Source organism: Streptomyces sp. R-74717 (assembly GCF_047305335.1).
Taxonomy (GTDB): Bacteria; Actinomycetota; Actinomycetes; order Streptomycetales; family Streptomycetaceae; genus Streptomyces; species Streptomyces atratus.
Window position 1 is genome coordinate 5,827,476 of record NZ_CP102361.1, and the last position, 16,238, is coordinate 5,843,713.

15 protein-coding genes and 1 tRNA gene are annotated in these 16,238 nt (G+C 70.2%); 9 read left to right on the forward strand and 7 right to left on the reverse strand.

Features of this window, described 5'->3' with window-relative positions; translation table 11 throughout:
* Positions 1-63: 63 nt before the first annotated feature.
* The 3 genes from NRF20_RS26705 to NRF20_RS26715 all read right to left on the reverse strand — a co-directional run bounded on the left by NRF20_RS26705 (position 64) and on the right by NRF20_RS26715 (position 3,665).
* Positions 64-429: an FmdB family zinc ribbon protein gene (locus NRF20_RS26705; RefSeq protein WP_398632633.1), complete on the reverse strand. Its 366-nt coding sequence runs from the start codon at positions 427-429 to the stop codon at positions 64-66.
* Between the two features lie 66 nt (positions 430-495).
* Positions 496-1,779 carry an MFS transporter gene (locus tag NRF20_RS26710; RefSeq protein ID WP_413753416.1) on the reverse strand — a complete coding sequence of 428 codons (1,284 nt, stop codon included), beginning with the start codon at positions 1,777-1,779 and terminating at the stop codon, positions 496-498.
* Positions 1,780-2,126: 347 nt separating this feature from the next.
* Entirely contained in the window at positions 2,127-3,665 is a 1,539-nt protein-coding gene (locus NRF20_RS26715) for a potassium/proton antiporter (protein ID WP_398632635.1), read from the reverse strand.
* Positions 3,666-3,954: 289 nt separating this feature from the next.
* Between NRF20_RS26715 and NRF20_RS26720 the strand changes: the two genes are divergently transcribed.
* Complete coding sequence (locus NRF20_RS26720) at positions 3,955-6,702, forward strand: penicillin acylase family protein (protein ID WP_398632636.1); 2,748 nt, start codon at positions 3,955-3,957, stop codon at positions 6,700-6,702.
* Here NRF20_RS26720 and NRF20_RS26725 read toward each other — a convergent pair.
* Positions 6,692-7,279 (reverse strand): 5-formyltetrahydrofolate cyclo-ligase, encoded by a 588-nt coding sequence (locus NRF20_RS26725; protein ID WP_413753417.1) that lies wholly within the window; start codon positions 7,277-7,279, stop codon positions 6,692-6,694. The two genes, NRF20_RS26720 and NRF20_RS26725, sit on opposite strands and share 11 nt — an antisense overlap.
* Before the next feature lie 106 nt (positions 7,280-7,385).
* Here NRF20_RS26725 and galU point away from each other — a divergent pair, with 106 nt between their 5' ends.
* The 7 genes from galU to NRF20_RS26760 all read left to right on the forward strand — a co-directional run bounded on the left by galU (position 7,386) and on the right by NRF20_RS26760 (position 12,904).
* Positions 7,386-8,288 (forward strand): UTP--glucose-1-phosphate uridylyltransferase GalU, encoded by a 903-nt coding sequence (galU, locus tag NRF20_RS26730; RefSeq protein ID WP_398632638.1) that lies wholly within the window; start codon positions 7,386-7,388, stop codon positions 8,286-8,288.
* A gap of 4 nt (positions 8,289-8,292) precedes the next feature.
* Positions 8,293-9,603 (forward strand): gephyrin-like molybdotransferase Glp, encoded by a 1,311-nt coding sequence (gene glp, locus NRF20_RS26735; RefSeq protein WP_398632639.1) that lies wholly within the window; start codon positions 8,293-8,295, stop codon positions 9,601-9,603.
* 124 nt (positions 9,604-9,727) lie between these two features.
* Complete coding sequence (gene moaC, locus NRF20_RS26740; protein ID WP_266360873.1) at positions 9,728-10,228, forward strand: cyclic pyranopterin monophosphate synthase MoaC; 501 nt, start codon at positions 9,728-9,730, stop codon at positions 10,226-10,228.
* Positions 10,225-10,833 carry a molybdenum cofactor biosynthesis protein B gene (locus NRF20_RS26745; protein ID WP_398632640.1) on the forward strand — a complete coding sequence of 203 codons (609 nt, stop codon included), beginning with the start codon at positions 10,225-10,227 and terminating at the stop codon, positions 10,831-10,833. Before moaC ends, NRF20_RS26745 begins: the two co-directional genes overlap by 4 nt.
* 17 nt (positions 10,834-10,850) lie before the next feature.
* Positions 10,851-11,462 carry a GNAT family N-acetyltransferase gene (locus NRF20_RS26750; protein WP_114245014.1) on the forward strand — a complete coding sequence of 204 codons (612 nt, stop codon included), beginning with the start codon at positions 10,851-10,853 and terminating at the stop codon, positions 11,460-11,462.
* Positions 11,463-11,620: 158 nt separating this feature from the next.
* Positions 11,621-12,733: a gephyrin-like molybdotransferase receptor GlpR gene (gene glpR, locus NRF20_RS26755; protein ID WP_398632641.1), complete on the forward strand. Its 1,113-nt coding sequence runs from the start codon at positions 11,621-11,623 to the stop codon at positions 12,731-12,733.
* A 97-nt stretch (positions 12,734-12,830) separates the two neighbouring features.
* Positions 12,831-12,904 (forward strand) — tRNA-Ala (locus NRF20_RS26760).
* 1,486 nt (positions 12,905-14,390) lie between these two features.
* On the opposite strand, the gene NRF20_RS26765 is transcribed toward NRF20_RS26760, so the two are convergent.
* Positions 14,391-14,891 (reverse strand): hypothetical protein, encoded by a 501-nt coding sequence (locus NRF20_RS26765; RefSeq protein ID WP_413753418.1) that lies wholly within the window; start codon positions 14,889-14,891, stop codon positions 14,391-14,393.
* On the opposite strand from NRF20_RS26765, the gene NRF20_RS26770 reads away from it, so the two are divergent.
* A complete protein-coding gene (locus tag NRF20_RS26770; RefSeq protein WP_413753419.1) occupies positions 14,857-15,336 on the forward strand; it encodes a hypothetical protein in 480 nt (159 codons plus the stop codon). The genes NRF20_RS26765 and NRF20_RS26770 overlap by 35 nt on opposite strands.
* A 67-nt stretch (positions 15,337-15,403) precedes the next feature.
* Here the strand turns inward: NRF20_RS26770 and NRF20_RS26775 are convergent, their stop codons facing one another.
* On the reverse strand, positions 15,404-15,769 hold the full coding sequence (locus NRF20_RS26775; protein WP_413753420.1) for an IS3 family transposase: 366 nt from the start codon (positions 15,767-15,769) through the stop codon (positions 15,404-15,406).
* A 162-nt stretch (positions 15,770-15,931) separates the two neighbouring features.
* The gene (locus tag NRF20_RS26780) at positions 15,932-16,201 is read right to left on the reverse strand and encodes a hypothetical protein (protein WP_413753421.1); all 270 of its coding nucleotides are present in this window, start codon (positions 16,199-16,201) and stop codon (positions 15,932-15,934) included.
* Positions 16,202-16,238: the final 37 nt, after the last annotated feature.

The following is a 16,238-nucleotide window of genomic DNA, read 5'->3' on the forward strand; positions in this document are numbered from 1 at the left end:
CGGGAAAACGCCGAGGACCCCGCCGAACGGATCGGCGGGGTCCTCGGGGAAGCGCGGTTCGGCTCAGGCGGCCGACGTGCCGCTCGTCGAGGAGGACGAAGAAGACGCAGCGGACGAAGAAGACGCGGCGGACGAGGAGGAAGCGGACGACTTCGTGTCCGAACCCGACCCCGACCCCGTCGACGATGAATCGGACGAAGCGGAACCGGACGCCTTCGCCGAGGCCGACGCCGACGTGCTGCTCGACGAGGAGCCACGGCTGTCGTTCCGGTAGAAACCGGAACCCTTGAAGACAATGCCGACCGCCGAGAACACCTTCTTCAGGCGTCCTTCGCAGCTCGGGCACACGGTCAGGGCATCATCGGTGAACTTCTGCACCGCCTCAAGGCCCTCGCCGCATTCGGTGCACTGGTACTGATAGGTCGGCACTTGCTCCTCCTGGCACTCTCACTCAGTGAGTGCTAACGACGCTCCATACTGACGTATTCCCCCGGATCAGTCCACCGTGACCGGCTCCCGGTGACCGACACCACGTGCCACGGTCCGTCCCGAAGCGGCGGGTGCGAGCCTCGAACGCAGTGCCACCAGGGTGACCAGCGCCAGTACGGTCCCCACCAGCGGCACCACAAAACCGGTGCTCGCGCCGTGGGCGTCGGCGAGCCGCCCGGCGACCGTCACCGCTGCCGCCTGGCCGAGGGCGACCGAGCCCGTCAGCCAGGTGAACGCCTCGGTCCGGGCGGACCCCGGCACCAGCGCCTCGACGAGCGTGTAGCCGCTGATCAGGGCCGGGGCGATGGAGAGTCCGACCAGCAGTCCGAGCCCGGCCAGCAGGGGCACGGAGTGCACGGCCCACAGTCCGGACGCGGTCAGGGTCAGCGCCGCGTACCCGACGATCAGACGCCGCCGCGGCCCGCTCTTCCAGGCGATGGCGCCGCAGGCGATCCCGGCGAGCATGTTGCCGGCCGCGAAGACCCCGTACAGCAGACCGTTCGCCCCGGGCCGGCCGATCTCCTCGGCGAAGGCGGTCAGCGAGACCTGCATGCCGCCGAAGACCGCGCCGATGCCCAGGAAGGCCACCGCGAGCACCCGCACACCCGGTACGGACAGGGCGGACGCATGCCGCTGGGGGGTGCCGGACTCGGTGCTGCGCACCGCGGGCTGCGTGCGGCGCTGCGCGGCGAAGAGCAGTCCGCCCACCAGGGTCAGCCCGGCCTCCGTGATCAGACCGGCCGCCGGGTGCACTCCTGTGCACAGTGCGGTGGCGAGCACCGGGCCGATGACGAAGGTGAACTCGTCCGTCACCGATTCGAAGGCGGCCGCGGTGGACATCAGCGGTGAGGCCTTGCGGCCCGGTGCCGCGCCCAGTACGGCCGCCCAGCGGGCTCGTACCATCGGGCCGATCTGCGGAACGGAGGCACCGGTCGGCACGGCTGCCGCGAACAGGGCCCACAGGGGTGCGTCCGCCAGCGCCAGCGCCGTCAGCGCCGATACGGACGCCGCGTGCACCAGGACACCGGGCAGCAGCACGGCGCGCTGGCCGAAACGGTCGGCGAGCTTGCCGGTCTGCGGTGCGAACAAGGCCATGGAGACACCGGTCGCGGCGGCGACGGAGCCCGCGCTGCCGTAAGAGCCGGTGGTGTGCTGAACCAGTAGCACGATGCCGATCGTCAGCATCGCGAAGGGCTGCCGTGCGGCGAAGCCCGGCAGGAGAAACGTCCACGCACCGGGGGTGCGCAGCAACTGCCCGTATCCGGGGCGGTCGGAGACCGTGGACGCCACGGTCCATGCCTTTCTGCCGCCTGGTGGCCGAGCTCCCGCAGGTCCGGGCCTGCACAGGTGGTGCGGGCTCGTGCGGGTGCTGCCGAGAGCTGTCCTCTTCGCGCGGAACTGCGGTAGATGCCGGGCGCTCAGCAGAGGCGGAGGACGCCACGACCGCCATACGGTCGCGCCAGCTCTGCATCAGGCAGAGTTGGTCGTTCGGGTTGGTCGATCGGGTTGGCCGACCCCACTACGGAGGCCGATCAGGTTTCCTTCATGATACAGGCGGACACCCTTGCACACCTCTGATTGTGCGCAAGGCGCCCACCCCCGCCTCGGATCGACAGCGCGCAGCCCCCGCGGCCCTCTCAGCGGTGCGCTCTCGGCCCGTCGGCCTTCCCCAGCTTCTTCGCGGCCTTCAGTGCGTGCGCAACGTCATGTGCCACATGAGGCCCTGCGAGGCTCTTGCCACCGCTGCCGCTCGTCCCCAGCCAGCCCGCGAGCTTGCCGCCCTCGCCGACCGCGTGCAGCCGCTCCTCCGCCGCGTCGCGCACCGGGTCGGTGGTGACCACCAGCAGTTCGTCGCCGCGCCGCAGCACGGTCGACGGCGCCGGTACGAAGCTCTTCTCGTCCCGTACGACCAGGGTGACCGCGGCCCCGGCGGGCAGCCGCAGCTCTCCGACCTCCACGCCGTGCATCTTCGACTTCCCGGGGATCGCCACCGACAGCAGATGGCCGCGCAGCCGCTCCAGCGGCGCCGACTCGATGCCCAGGTCGGCGGCCTCGGCCGGATCGTCGGCGATCTTCAGGGCCTTCGCCATCCAGGGCAGGGTCGGTCCCTGGATGAGGGTGTACACGACGACGAGCACGAAGACGATGTTGAAGATCCGGGTGGAGCCCTCGACTCCGGACACCATCGGGATGGTCGCCAGGATGATGGGTACGGCGCCGCGCAGCCCCGCCCAGGACATGAACACCTTCTCCTGCCAGGGCAGCCGGAACGGCGCCAGCGAGATGAAGACCTCCAGCGGACGTGCCACCACGGTCAGTACGAGTCCCACGATGACCGCGGGCCAGAAGTCGTCGTACAGATCGTGCGGGGTGACCAGGAGTCCGAGCAGCACGAACATGCCGATCTGGGCCAGCCAGCCGAGCCCGTCGGCGAAGCCGCGGGTGGCGGGCCAGTGCGGCAGTTTGGCGTTGCCGAGGATCATCGCGGCCAGATAGACGGCGAGGAAGCCACTGCCGTGGGCCAGGGCGCCCGCCGCGTACGCGGACACCGCGATCGCCATCACGGCGATCGGATACAGACCGGACGCGGGCAGTGCCACATGACGCAGTCCGAACGAGCCGAGCCAGCCGACGGCGAGACCGACTGCCGCACCGATCGCGAGCTCCAGCGCTATCTCGCCGACCAGTACGTACCAGCTCTCCACCGGTCCCCTGGTCGAGAAGGCCACCACGAGGATCACGACGGGCGCATCGTTGAAGCCGGACTCGGCCTCCAGTACCCCGGTGACCCGGGCGGGCAGCGGCACCTTGCGCAGCACGGAGAAGACCGCGGCGGCGTCCGTCGACGAGACGACCGCGCCGATGATCAGCGACTGCCGCCAGTCCAGGCCGACCAGGTAGTGCGCCCCGGCCGCGGTGACGCCGACGCTCACCGCGACGCCGACGATCGAGAGCATCGCGGCAGCCGGCAGTGCGGGTCTGATCTCTTTCCACTTCGTGCCCAGGCCACCCTCGGCGAGGATCACGACAAGTGCGGCATAGCCGATCACCTGAGTCAGTTCCGCATTGTTGAACTTGACGTCGAAGATGCCGTCCTGCCCTATGGCGATCCCGATGCCGAGGTACAGGAGCAGGCTGGGGAGCCCGCTGCGGGACGAGATGCGTACCGCCGCCACGGCGACGAGCAGGACGAGTGAGCAGACGAGCAGGAGTTCGTTGAGCGTGTGGACAGTCAGTGGCCGTTCCTTCCCTGCGTACGCCTGCCGAATTCGACCCTCGGCATCGGCCGTTGGCGGCCGGTACTTCGTTACCTTACCTAATCTTTAACGTTTTCTTGACGCGCTCGATCACTCGTACGATCGCTGCGCAATTCGAACCATGCCGATGCCGCGTCAGAGCCGTGCAGGCGCTGCGCCTATGGTTGCTCCTGCACTCCCAGGACCACCTGCCCCTCGAAGGACAGCGATGCCCGCCAACACAACCGCCCCTTCCGGCACCACCGGTTCCGCCGGTGGGAAGACCGGCAGGAAGAAGGGGCGACGTGCCCGCCTGATCGTGATCGTTCTGGTGCTGGCGCTTGTCGCGGGTATCGGTTACGGCGCGTTCTGGTCCGTATCGACCGTGCGGGCCTCGTACCCGCAGACGACCGGTTCCATCAAGCTCGACGGCCTCGACGGCAACGTCGACGTCAAGCGCGACAGCTACGGAATCCCGCAGCTGTACGCGGACTCCGATGCCGACCTCTTCCGCGCCCAGGGCTTCGTACAGGCGCAGGACCGCTTCTGGGAGATGGACGTCCGCCGCCACATGACGGCGGGCAGGCTCTCCGAGATGTTCGGCTCCGGACAGGTCGAGACGGACTCCTTCCTGCGCACGCTCGGCTGGCGCAAGGTCGCACAGAAGGAGTACGACAACGTCCTGTCCGCGGACACCAAGAAGAACCTCCAGGCGTACGCGGACGGCGTGAACGCCTACCTCAAGGGGCGCGACGGCAAGGACATCTCCGTCGAGTACGCCGCCCTCGGCCTCACCAACGACTACAAGCCGGCCGAGTGGACCCCGGTCGACTCGGTCGCCTGGCTCAAGGCGATGGCCTGGGACCTGCGCGGCAACATGCAGGAGGAGATCGACCGCTCGCTGATGACCAGCAGGCTCGACGCGAAGCAGATCGAGGACCTCTACCCGGAGTACCCGTACGACAAGCACGATCCGATCGTCGGCAAGGGCGCGATCTCCCCGGTCACCGGGAAGTTCGACCCGGAGGCGACCCCGTCCGGCAGCGTCGGCTCGGACACCGTGGCGAGCGCCACCGAGGGCGTGAACACCCAGCTCTCCTCGCTCTCCGACACGCTCGACCAGATCCCGGCGCTGCTCGGCCCGAACGGCAGCGGCATCGGGTCCAACTCCTGGGTGGTCTCCGGCGACTACACGACGACCGGCAAGCCGCTGCTCGCCAACGACCCGCACCTGGCGCCGCAGCTGCCCTCGCTCTGGTACCAGATGGGGCTGCACTGCCGCGAGATCACGGCGCAGTGCCAGTACGACACCGCCGGCTACACCTTCTCCGGCATGCCCGGCGTGATAATCGGCCACAACCAGGACATCGCCTGGGGCTTCACCAACCTCGGCGCGGACGTCACCGACCTCTTCCTGGAGAAGGTCTCCGGCGACGGTTACGTGTACGACGGCAAGGTCAAGCCCTTCACCGTCCGCGAGGAGACCATCAAGGTCGCGGGCGGCAAGAGCCGGCACATCACCGTCCGCGAGACCAACAACGGTCCGCTGGTCTCCGACCGCAGCAGCGAAATGGAGAAGGTCGGCCAGAAGGCCCCCGTCGGCAACTCGGCCCCGGACCGGGCCGACGGTTACGCGGTCGCCCTGAAGTGGACCGCGCTGGAACCCGGCAAGTCCATGGACGCGGTCTTCGAGCTCAACCGGGCCAAGGACTTCCCGTCCTTCCGCAAGGCGGCCGAGCACTTCGAGGTTCCCTCGCAGAACCTGATCTACGCCGACACCAAGGGTCACATCGGCTACCAGGCACCTGGAAAGATCCCGGTCCGCCTCCAGGGCAACGGCACGATGCCCAGCCCCGGCTGGTCCTCGGCGTACGGCTGGAAGGACAAGCCGGTCCCGTTCGACGAGCTGCCCTACGAGTACGACCCGAAGCGCGGCTACATCGTCACCGCCAACCAGCCCGTCATCGACGAGAAGTACCCCCACCTGCTCACCAAGGACTGGGGCTACGGCGCCCGCAGCCAGCGGATCAACGACCTCATCGAGTTGAAGATCGAGGATGGCGGGAAGATCTCGACCGAAGACATGCAGAAGATGCAGATGGACAACACCAGCGAGATCGCGACGAAGCTGGTGCCCGAGCTGCTGGAGATCAATGTCTCGGACAAGAACGTCCGCGAGGCACAGAAGCTCCTTGAGGGCTGGGACTACAACCAGGAGCCCGACTCGGCCGCGGCCGCGTACTTCAACGCGGTCTGGCGCAACATCCTCAAGCTGGCCTTCGGCGACAAGCTGCCCAAGGAGCTGCGGGTCAAGGGCGAGTGCCTCAATGTGCCCCGGGCCGACACCTCCGGACCGGTCGACGAGCAGCACAAACTGGTGCGCGAGTGCGGCCGGCGCGACGCGGACACGGCACAGCCGGACGGCGGTGACCGCTGGTACCAGGTCGTCGCCGACCTGATGGACGACCAGAACAGCGACTGGTGGAAGTCGCCGGCGAGCGGCCGGGACGAGGCGACCGAGAACCGGGACGAACTTTTCGCCCGTGCCATGGAGGATGCCCGCTGGGAGCTGACCGCGAAGCTCGGCAAGGACATCAGCACCTGGAGCTGGGGCCGGCTGCACCAGCTGACCCTGAAGAACCAGACCCTCGGCACCGAGGGCCCCGGTCTGCTCCAGCGGGTCCTCAACCGCGGCCCGTGGGACATCGGCGGCGGCGAGGCCGCGGTGAACGCCACCGGCTGGAACGCGGCGGGCGGCTACGACGTCGTCTGGGTTCCGTCGATGCGGATGGTCGTCAACGTGGGGGACTGGGACAAGTCCCGCTGGATCAACCTCACCGGTGCTTCCGGGCACGCGTTCAGCGCGCACTACACCGATCAGACCGACAAATGGGTCAACGGTGAACTGCTCGACTGGTCCTTCGGGACGAACGCCGTCGCCAAGTCGACGAACGACACCCTGACCCTCAAACCGTAGGGCCCATCCGGCGGATCATGGCAGGCGTCACCACCACGTCGACGGGGTGGTCGTGCGGTTCCTCAGGGACCTGCGCGACCACCTCGTTGTCGTACAGCAGGACGACCAGCGCCGGATGCGCCCCCGCCGCGGCGAGCCGGGCCAGCACCCGGTCGTAACTGCCGCCGCCACGGCCGAGCCGCATGCCGCGCGCGTCCACCGCGAGGCCCGGCAGCAGGACCGCGTCGGCGTCCAGGACCGCGTCGGGACCGAGGCGCTCCCTGTCCGGCTCCAGCAGCCCGCGGCCGGCCCGGACCAGGCGATCGGCTCCTTCGTACGGCGCCCAGTCCAGATCGTTGTCCGCGAGGAGCACCGGCAGCAGCACCCGTACGCCCCGCGCGCGGAGCGCGTCCAGCAGGGCGCGGGTGCCCGGCTCGCTCCCCACCGAGACGTAGGCGGCGACGGTGCGCGCCCCGGAGAGCTCCGGAAGACTCAATGCGCCCCGGGACAGAACCGTCGCGGCGTTCTCCGCGTCTTCCCTGGTCAGAAGGCGCCGCGCGGCCAGCAGTTCACGCCTGAGAAGCGTCTTTTGGGACATGTCGGTGTTCAACGGGCACCTTTGAATCTCTTGTATGCACATATAGGCGTACAAAGTTAACCGGAGTCTCATCTTCCGCCCATACGCGCCGGATATGGTTCTGCGCATGACTCAGTCGCACCCCAGGATCAGCAAGGCTGTCATCCCGGCCGCAGGCCTCGGTACCCGCTTCCTGCCGGCCACCAAAGCCACTCCCAAGGAGATGCTGCCTGTCGTCGACAAGCCTGCGATCCAGTACGTCGTCGAGGAAGCGGTGACCGCCGGCCTCTCCGACGTCCTGATGATCACCGGCCGCAACAAGCGTCCCCTCGAGGACCACTTCGACCGCAATTACGAACTGGAGTCCGCGCTCACCCGCAAGGGAGATGCCGAACGGCTCCAGAAGGTGCAGGAGTCGAGCGACCTGGCCACCATGCACTACGTCCGGCAGGGCGACCCGCGCGGCCTCGGCCACGCCGTGCTGTGCGCCGCACCGCACGTCGGCGACCAGCCGTTCGCGGTCCTTCTCGGCGATGACCTGATCGACCCGCGCGACCCGCTGCTGGCCCGCATGGTCGACATCCAGGAGCGCGAGGGCGGCAGTGTCATCGCGCTGATGGAGGTCGCGCCGGAGCAGATCCACATGTATGGATGCGCGGCCGTCGAGCCCACCGCCCAGGGCGATGTGGTGCGCGTCACCGGTCTGGTCGAGAAGCCCGACACGGCCGAGGCGCCCAGTAACCTCGCCGTCATCGGCCGCTATGTACTGGACCCGGCCGTCTTCGACATACTGCGTAAGACCGAGCCGGGCCGCGGCGGCGAGATCCAGCTCACCGACGCCCTTCAACTCCTCGCCGAGGACGAGAAGATCGGCGGCCCCGTGCATGGCGTCGTCTTCAAGGGGCGCCGCTATGACACCGGTGACCGGGGCGATTACCTCCGTGCCATTGTCAGACTCGCGTGCGAACGTGAAGACCTGGGCCCGGACTTCCGGACCTGGCTCCGCAGTTACGTCACCGAGGAGATGTAGCACTTTGAGCAGCACGATCTGGTCGGTGGACGAGCACCTGGAAGACATTCTCGGCGCAGTGCGACCGCTCGAACCCATCGAGCTGCAACTGCACGACGCACAGGGCTGCGTCCTCGTCGAGGACGTCATCGTGCAGATCGCCCTGCCGCCCTTCGACAACAGCTCGATGGACGGGTACGCGGTCCGTGTGGCCGATGTCGAGGGAGCCGACGAGGAGTTCCCCGCGGTGCTCACCGTCATCGGTGACGTCGCGGCGGGCAGCGACGGGCTGCCCGGCGACCGGAGCGTCGGCCCGGGCGAGGCCGCCCGCATCATGACCGGCGCCCCGCTGCCGGCCGGCGCCGAGGCCGTGATCCCGGTCGAGTGGACCGACGGCGGGACGGGCGGCGGCCCCGCCGACACCATGCGCGCCCACCGCGCCGCCCCCGAGGGCGCGGGCGGCGAGGTCCGCGTGCACCGCCCCGTCGAGGCCCGCGCCCATGTCAGGGCGCGCGGCAGCGACGTCATGCCGGGCGATCTGGCCCTGCGCGCCGGATCGGTGATCGGCCCGCCGCAGATCGGGCTGCTCGCCGCGATCGGCCGCTCGACGGTGAAGGTACGGCCCCGGCCGCGCGTCGTCGTCATCTCGACCGGCAGCGAACTGGTGCAGCCCGGCGAGGAGCTGACCGGCGGCCGGATCTACGACTCGAACAGCTTCGCGCTCACGGCCGCCGCCCGGGACGCCGGAGCGATCGCTTACCGGGTCGGCGCCGTCACCGACGACGCCGACACGCTCCGCGCCACGATCGAGGACCAGCTGATCCGTGCCGACATCGTGGTCACCACCGGAGGCGTCAGCGTCGGTGCGTACGACGTCGTCAAGGAAGCCCTGTCGTCGGTGGGCGGCGAGGACGAGCCCGGCAGCGGCATCGACTTCCGCAAGCTCGCCATGCAGCCCGGCAAGCCGCAGGGCTTCGGCTCGATCGGCCCCGAACACACGCCGCTGCTGGCGCTCCCGGGCAACCCCGTCTCGTCGTACGTCTCCTTCGAACTGTTCGTACGCCCCGCGATCCGCGCCCTGATGGGGCTTCAGGACGTGAACCGCCCCACCGTCCGGGCCAAGCTGAACACCGACAAGGCACTCACCTCGCCGTCCGGCAGGCGCCAGTTCCTGCGCGGTACGTATGACGCGGAGGCCGGCACCGTCACCCCCGTCGGCGGCTCCGGATCGCATCTGATCGCCGCTCTCGCCCAGGCGGATGCGCTGATCGTGCTGCCCGAGGACGTCACCTCCGCCGAGCCCGGCGCGGACACCGAGGTGATCCTGCTCCGCTGATCCCCGGGCGGTGGCGGTACGGTATCTGCCGCTGTGCCTTCCCGGGGACACCCCCCGGGCCCCGGGCCCGCACCCCGGTGCGGGCCGAGCGGGCAACCGGCGCCCTACCGCGAGGCGGAGTTAGTTGAGTACGCAGAACAGGCTGACGCACATCGACGAGGCGGGCGCGGCCCGTATGGTCGACGTCTCGGAGAAGGACGTCACCGCGCGGGTGGCCCGCGCGAGCGGCCGGGTCCTCGTCTCGCCGCGCGTCGTCGAGCTGCTCCGCGGCGAAGGAGTCCCCAAGGGCGACGCCCTCGCCACCGCCCGCATCGCCGGGATCATGGGCGCCAAACACACCCCCGACCTGATCCCGCTCTGCCACCCGCTCGCCGTCTCCGGCGTCGAGGTCGGCCTGAGCGTCGCCGACGACGCGGTGGAGATCACCGCCACGGTGAAGACCACGGACCGCACCGGCGTCGAGATGGAGGCCCTGACCGCCGTCTCGGTCGCCGCGCTCACCGTGATCGACATGATCAAGGCGGTCGACAAGGCGGCAGTCATCACGGACGTACGGGTCGAGTCGAAGTCGGGCGGCAAGTCCGGCGAGTACCGGCGCACCGCACCGGACGGAGCGGACGCATGACCACGCCCGACGCGGTGCCCCCCGGCGGGCCGGAAGAGAACGCGGCGTCCGGACCCGGGCAGTCCGGTGACGACCGGCAGGCCGAGCCTCCGCTCGGCGGCGCACTGACCGCCCCGTACGCCGCTCTCGTCGTCACCGCATCCAACCGGGCCTCCGCCGGGGTCTACGCGGACAAGGGCGGCCCCCTGATCTCCGAGGCGCTCACGCAGCTCGGGTTCGCCGTCGACGGCCCCCGGGTCGTGCCCGACGGCGACCCGGTCGAACAGGCGCTGCGCGACGGGGTGGCCGCCGGGTACGACGTCATCGTCACGACTGGCGGTACGGGCATCTCGCCCACCGACCGCACCCCCGACGCCACCCGCCGCGTCCTCGACCACGAGATCCCCGGCATCCCCGAGGCGATCCGCGCCGAAGGCCGCGACAAGGTGCCCACCGCCGCGCTCTCCCGTGGCCTCGCGGGCGTCGCCGGCCGCACACTCATCGTGAACCTGCCGGGCTCCACCGGCGGGGTGCGCGACGGCCTCGCCGTCCTCGCACGTCTCCTGGTGCACGCCGTCGACCAGCTTCGCGGCGGCGATCACCCCCGACCCGGGAGCCCGAGCTGAACGTCCCGACCTGGCCGGTGGTCCTCAACGACGGCGAGATCACCCTCCGTCCGGTGAAGATGCGCGACCAGCGCATGTGGCGCGAGGTCAACCGGCGCAACCGTGAGTGGCTGCGCCCCTGGGAGGCGACCGTGCCGCCGCCCGCCCCGGGCGGCCCGGTGGCTCAGCGCCCCACCTACCGTCAGATGGTCCGTCATCTGCGCTCCGAGGCCGCCGCCGGCCGGATGCTGCCCTTCGCCATCGAGTACGAGGGCCGTCTGGTCGGTCAGCTGACGGTCGCCGGGATCACCTGGGGCTCGATGTGCTCGGGTCACATCGGCTACTGGGTCGACCAGGACGTGGCGGGCCGCGGTGTGATGCCGACCGCGGTCGCCCTCGCCGTCGACCACTGCTTCCGCAGGGTCGGACTGCACCGCATCGAGGTGTGCATTCGGCCGGAGAACGGGCCCAGCAGAAGGGTCGTCGAGAAACTGGGATTCCGTGAGGAAGGTCTGCGTCCGCGCTATCTCCACATCGACGGCGCCTGGCGCGACCATCTGATCTACGCGCTCACCGCGGAGGAAGTACCCGACGGGCTGCTCCGGCGCTGGCACCAGGCACGACCCGGAACGCCACGGGAAATAAAATAAGTGTTCGATATTGATCGGCATGTGACGGCAAACGAACGCGCAAACACCCACTGGTGATCTGAACAATCACAAAAAAAGTCCTTGATATCAGCCGGATCGTGCGACACACCGTGCCAATTGGCGGATGCCCCCGCGCAAACCCCTCTACGGTGTGAGACGTGAGCAGCAGCGGCCTCATCTATGCAGTCATCGTCGGGGCCTGGGCCGCCTACTTGGTGCCGATGTGGCTCCGCAGGCAGGACGAGCTCAATGAAGCCCGTCCGACGGAACGCTTCAGCACCGCCATCCGGCTGCTGTCCGGACGGGCGGCCATGGAGCGCCGGTATGCCAAGGAGCTGCGGGAGCGCACCACCGAGGAGGCGGGGCCCGACGCCGACCCGGACGCCGTCACGGACCGAATGGACTCCGTGGACGTCCGGGCCTTCGCCGCGCCCCCGGCGCATACCGAAGCCCGGGTGTACGACCCGGCGCGCCCGGACCGGGAACGCCCCGAACCCGGTGCCGCGCGGCGCGCGCGCCCGCGCACCGGCGGGACGGACGCCGAGCGCGTCCGGCGCGCCCAGCGACTCCAGGTCCTCGCGCGCCGTCGGCGTACCACCGTCGTCCTCTTCCTCGCCTTCACCCTCGGCGCGGTCGTCGCGGCGGTCGGCGGCCTCGGCTTCCTCTGGGCACCCGCGGTTCCGGCGGTGCTGCTGAGCACGTACATCGTGCATCTGCGCGCCCAGGAGCGACGCCGGTTCGCCTTCACCATGGACCGGCGCCGGGCCGAAGTGGCGGCGCAGCATCTGCGCGAGAGCCGTCCCCGCAGGCACCAGCCGGCCGCGGCGGCCCCCGCCGAGGCCGACGAGGAGCCCGAAGGGCGCCGCCCCGAGCCCGAGCCCGCACCGGCGGTCTCCCCGCAGGAGGCCGGCCGCCGCGCCCTGGTCGAGCAGACGGACCATGCGGAATGGGTCGACCAGCAGCGCGAACGCGGCCGGGTCCAGGGCGACAGTTGGGAGCCGGTCCCGGTCCCCCTGCCGACGTACGTCACCGCGCCGGTCGCCCCGCGCGCCACGGGCGGCGTCGAGGTCGGCAACCCGGAGACCTGGAGCGCGGCCCGCTCCAGCACCGCCGAGCCCACCCAGACGGGTACCTCGCACCCCGTGGCTCCCCCCGTCGACCCGGCGCCGCGCCAGCGCACCAGCCAGTCCCGCCGCACCCGCGACCGCGGCCGGACCCCGCTCTTCGACCAGTACGAGGACGGGGAACGCCCGCGTGCCGCCAACGAGTGAGCCCCTTCGGGCCCCGCTGCGGCACCGACTCGGCTGACCAGCACGGACCGGATTTCCGAGCACCCCTGTGGGGGTGCTAAAGTTTCACTCGTTGCAAGGGCCTGTGGCGCAGTCTGGTAGCGCACCTCGTTCGCATCGAGGGGGTCTGGGGTTCAAATCCCCACAGGTCCACCGCACACGAAGGATCCCGGTCCGACGATCATCGTCGGACCGGGATTTTTTCGTTTCAGGCGCGGTTGGTACGCAAGTCCGCTCACCACTCACTGGGGCGGTGCTCGTGGGGTGTTGGGCCGGGACCGGCGGTGGAGATGCGCACGCCGTGGGGCGGATACGTGTGGTTTCCCGACTCGTGCGGTACTTGGGCCGTTCGCCGAAAACGTGTCGCCGAAGGCATGTTCGAGAACTTGATGGTCGCTGTGCGCCGCGTTCCCCGCTTTGCCGATGTCGGAGCACCGACCGTCGGACGGAAGGCAGGGTGCGGCCGACCCTGTGCAAGCAGCCGAGTCGGCGGGTGGGTAGCCACCAGGATGCGGTCGGGGGCATGAACAGGGCAGTCGCGGCAATCGTGTGACAGGGGCCGTGCCAGCAGGTGAGTCTGTTCCGTACGGCCGACTCGGCGCGTCCGGCGACCACGCCTGCCACGGTCGGGATGACCACCGAGGACATCGAGGACGCCCGTGAGCAGGCTGCGGCGGTCGCCGGTCTGAAGACGCCGCTGGAGGCCGCTGGGCTGTCGCCGCGTGCCGTGTCCGTCGCCGCGTCCCTCGGTGCGTCGACGGTCGGGGCGCTGCTCGATGTCCCTCCGCACACGATCTCCCGTGCGCGTGGCGCCGGGAATGCGATCCGTAAGGAGCTCAACCGCCGCCACCGCCAGTGGTCGCACGACCTGCGCAAGCGTCCCGAGCCCCGCGAACCGGCGGCGATTGCGATGGACGCCCCCGAGGAGGCGCTGGAGTCGGTGGAGACGCTGGCCGCGCGGCTGATGCCCGCGGAGAGCCAGGGGCGCCGTACGAAGCCGCGCCCCGATGTCGTACGCGCCACCCTCCAACTGCCGGGCGGCGCCGACCTGGGGGACTGGCCGGCGCAGACCGCCATCGCCAAGGCCCTCGACATCAGCCAGAACACGGTCTCCCAGCACCAGCTCGCCGCGGTCGAGCGATGGGCGGGCCTGCCGTGGATGGACCGGGTCCGGGACGAACTGGCGGCGATACTGTCCGAGCAGGGCAGAGTGATGACCGCCGTGGAGCTGGCGGACGAGCTGCGCGTCCGGCACGGGGCCGGTGACGGCGATGCGGCCGATACGCCGGCCCGGTCGCTGGCCGTGGTCCGCGCGGCGGTGGACACGGAGGCCCGCAAGCGGGACGAGGACGCCGGCTCCGAGCCTCCGGCCCGACTGGCCATGCTGCGGCGTGACGGTCGCGTGCTGCTGGCGCTGGAGGACCAGCCCGGCGCGGACGAGCCGACGCCCGCCGAACTCGCCGACTACGCCGCGGCACTGGGCGTCGTGGCGGCCGACGTCGCTGTCCGCGATCCGCTGCCCGGCCGGGTGACGGTGCTGCGGGAACTCCGCGCGGTCGGTGCACCCGAGGGCATGATCCCGCTGGCCGACACCCGGCTCGTCGACCTGGCTGCTGCCATGGCACGGGGCGTCGGTGTCTCACCGCGACTGGAGCTCTACCCGCTGGGCCTGGATCTGTTTCAGGCGCTGCGCATCTCGCAGGCCGCCGCAGAGGTGCAGCCCGACACCGGGATCGGCACCGACGACCTGCTGGCCCGGGTCCGTGCCCGTTTCCCCGCGCTGGCGGTGCTCGCCGACACCACGTACGTGGAGTTGGAAGAGGCCCTGGACCGGGCCGGCTTCCCGCTCGCCTACGACCAGCAGCGCAAGCGTTTCCTGCCACGCGCCCGGGAAGCCGTCGCCTGGCACACCGAGCAGACGGTTTCCGCGCTGGCCAGTACTCGGACGCTGATCGAGGACGCGCAGAGCGAACTGGCGCTCGGCCGCGATCCCCGACGGGTCCGGGCCGCCCGCCTCCAGGCGGCCCGGCGGCGGGGCGGATTCGTCGCTCTCACGGTCAAGGGGCCCGAACTCCCCGGTGTGGCGGAGCGGTTGGCGGAGCGCTTTGACGCCGCTCGCCCTGGACGAGCTCCTCCTCACGACGCTGCGGGAGCTGGCTCAGGAGCAGCGGGCGCCCTGGCAGGCGCTGCTGAAGGCGGATGCCGCGTTCGCCGCCTCGGGAAGCATCGGCGCGGGCCTCGCCTCCTACGCACGGCTGGCGTTGGAGCGGGTCGTGGCCCGTGTCGCGGAGCTGGCGGCGGCTTCGGGCCCGCGCACCGTGCTTCTCGCTCACCGGGCCGGGCTGGTCGCCCGCTACTGGGAGGTGGGGGGACGGGAGTTGCTGGTCGCGCTGCAGAACGCCGCAGGGCGCCCCGCCGACGCCCCGCACGGCCTGTGGCTCCTCGTCCCCATGGAGGACCCCGAGGCCTCGCCCGCCCTGGACGGCCGCACGGTGGACGTGGTGGACAGGGCGGCCGGGTTGGTGGTGCTCGACGGGCTGTTCCTCAAGGAGCTGAAGTCGGGGACGTGGGAGCAGGCGGGCTGACAGGTTTCCTGGCCTGCCCTGGCAGGGAGGCTTGCCGTTTGTGGCGCGTGCCGGACGGCCTGAAGCGCTACACCAGCTTCATGCCGGGCCGGGCGGCGGTGAAGTCGCCGCCAACCAGGTCTGGGGCCGGGGTTGCCTTGGCATCCTGCTTCGTCAGGTGGCGGCGCTTGCGGCGGGTGATGCCACGGATATCGCGCTCACGCATGATCCGGTCCACCTTCTTTCGGTTGATCCCATGGCCCTTGCGTCGCGCCGCAGCATGCACGAGCGGGACACCGTAGGCGCCCCGTGAGGCGGCGTGGATCTCCCTTATCTTCTCGGCGAGTTCGTCCTCGGTCCGCTGCCGCGCGGCAGCGGCCGGCCGGACCAGCTCCACCGCGTCCCGCTTGAACTCCGGCGTGTACCGCTTGCTCATGTTGCTCTTGCCGCTCAACCTGGACTGCTTCCTCCGGGACGACCCATTCGTCCCAGTATCAAGCTGTCTGGATCAAGGGGGAACTTCACCTGGCGGTAGTGCTGTCTGGCGGACGCCAACAAAAGCAACCTACAGCGCCAGGTGCGCCTCAGCTTCTCCGGCCGACCATCACCAGTTCCCTTAGTCCTCGACCAAGTTGGCGATGAGCGCGAGCAGCGCGTCGGCGCGGTGCCGGTCCTCGCGCTGGTTCCGCAGGGCATCGTCGACTGCCCGGAGCCGGGCCAGGGCGGCCGGCTTCTGGTCGACGGTCGGCTGAGGTTCAGAAGAACCTTCGAGTCGCTGGTACGCGCTGCTGACGAACCTGCCCTCGGACCAGGCCGACACGGGACTGTGCCGCACCATGCCCCGGATGAGGTGAGGGGAGTGGTCGGCCCCGGTCTGGATTGGCATGAGCAGTGATTGCAGCCCAGTGAGCGGGCCGGTGACT

What these genes read in the sequence shown, in the direction of transcription:
- NRF20_RS26720 (WP_398632636.1), top strand. Translation starts at nt 3,955, where the DNA reads ATGCCCGCCAACACAACCGCCCCTTCCGGCACCACCGGTTCCGCCGGT.
- NRF20_RS26725 (WP_413753417.1), bottom strand. Translation starts at nt 7,279, where the DNA reads ATGTCCCAAAAGACGCTTCTCAGGCGTGAACTGCTGGCCGCGCGGCGC.
- galU (WP_398632638.1), top strand. Translation starts at nt 7,386, where the DNA reads ATGACTCAGTCGCACCCCAGGATCAGCAAGGCTGTCATCCCGGCCGCA.
- NRF20_RS26745 (WP_398632640.1), top strand. Translation starts at nt 10,225, where the DNA reads ATGACCACGCCCGACGCGGTGCCCCCCGGCGGGCCGGAAGAGAACGCG.
- NRF20_RS26780 (WP_413753421.1), bottom strand. Translation starts at nt 16,201, where the DNA reads ATGCCAATCCAGACCGGGGCCGACCACTCCCCTCACCTCATCCGGGGC.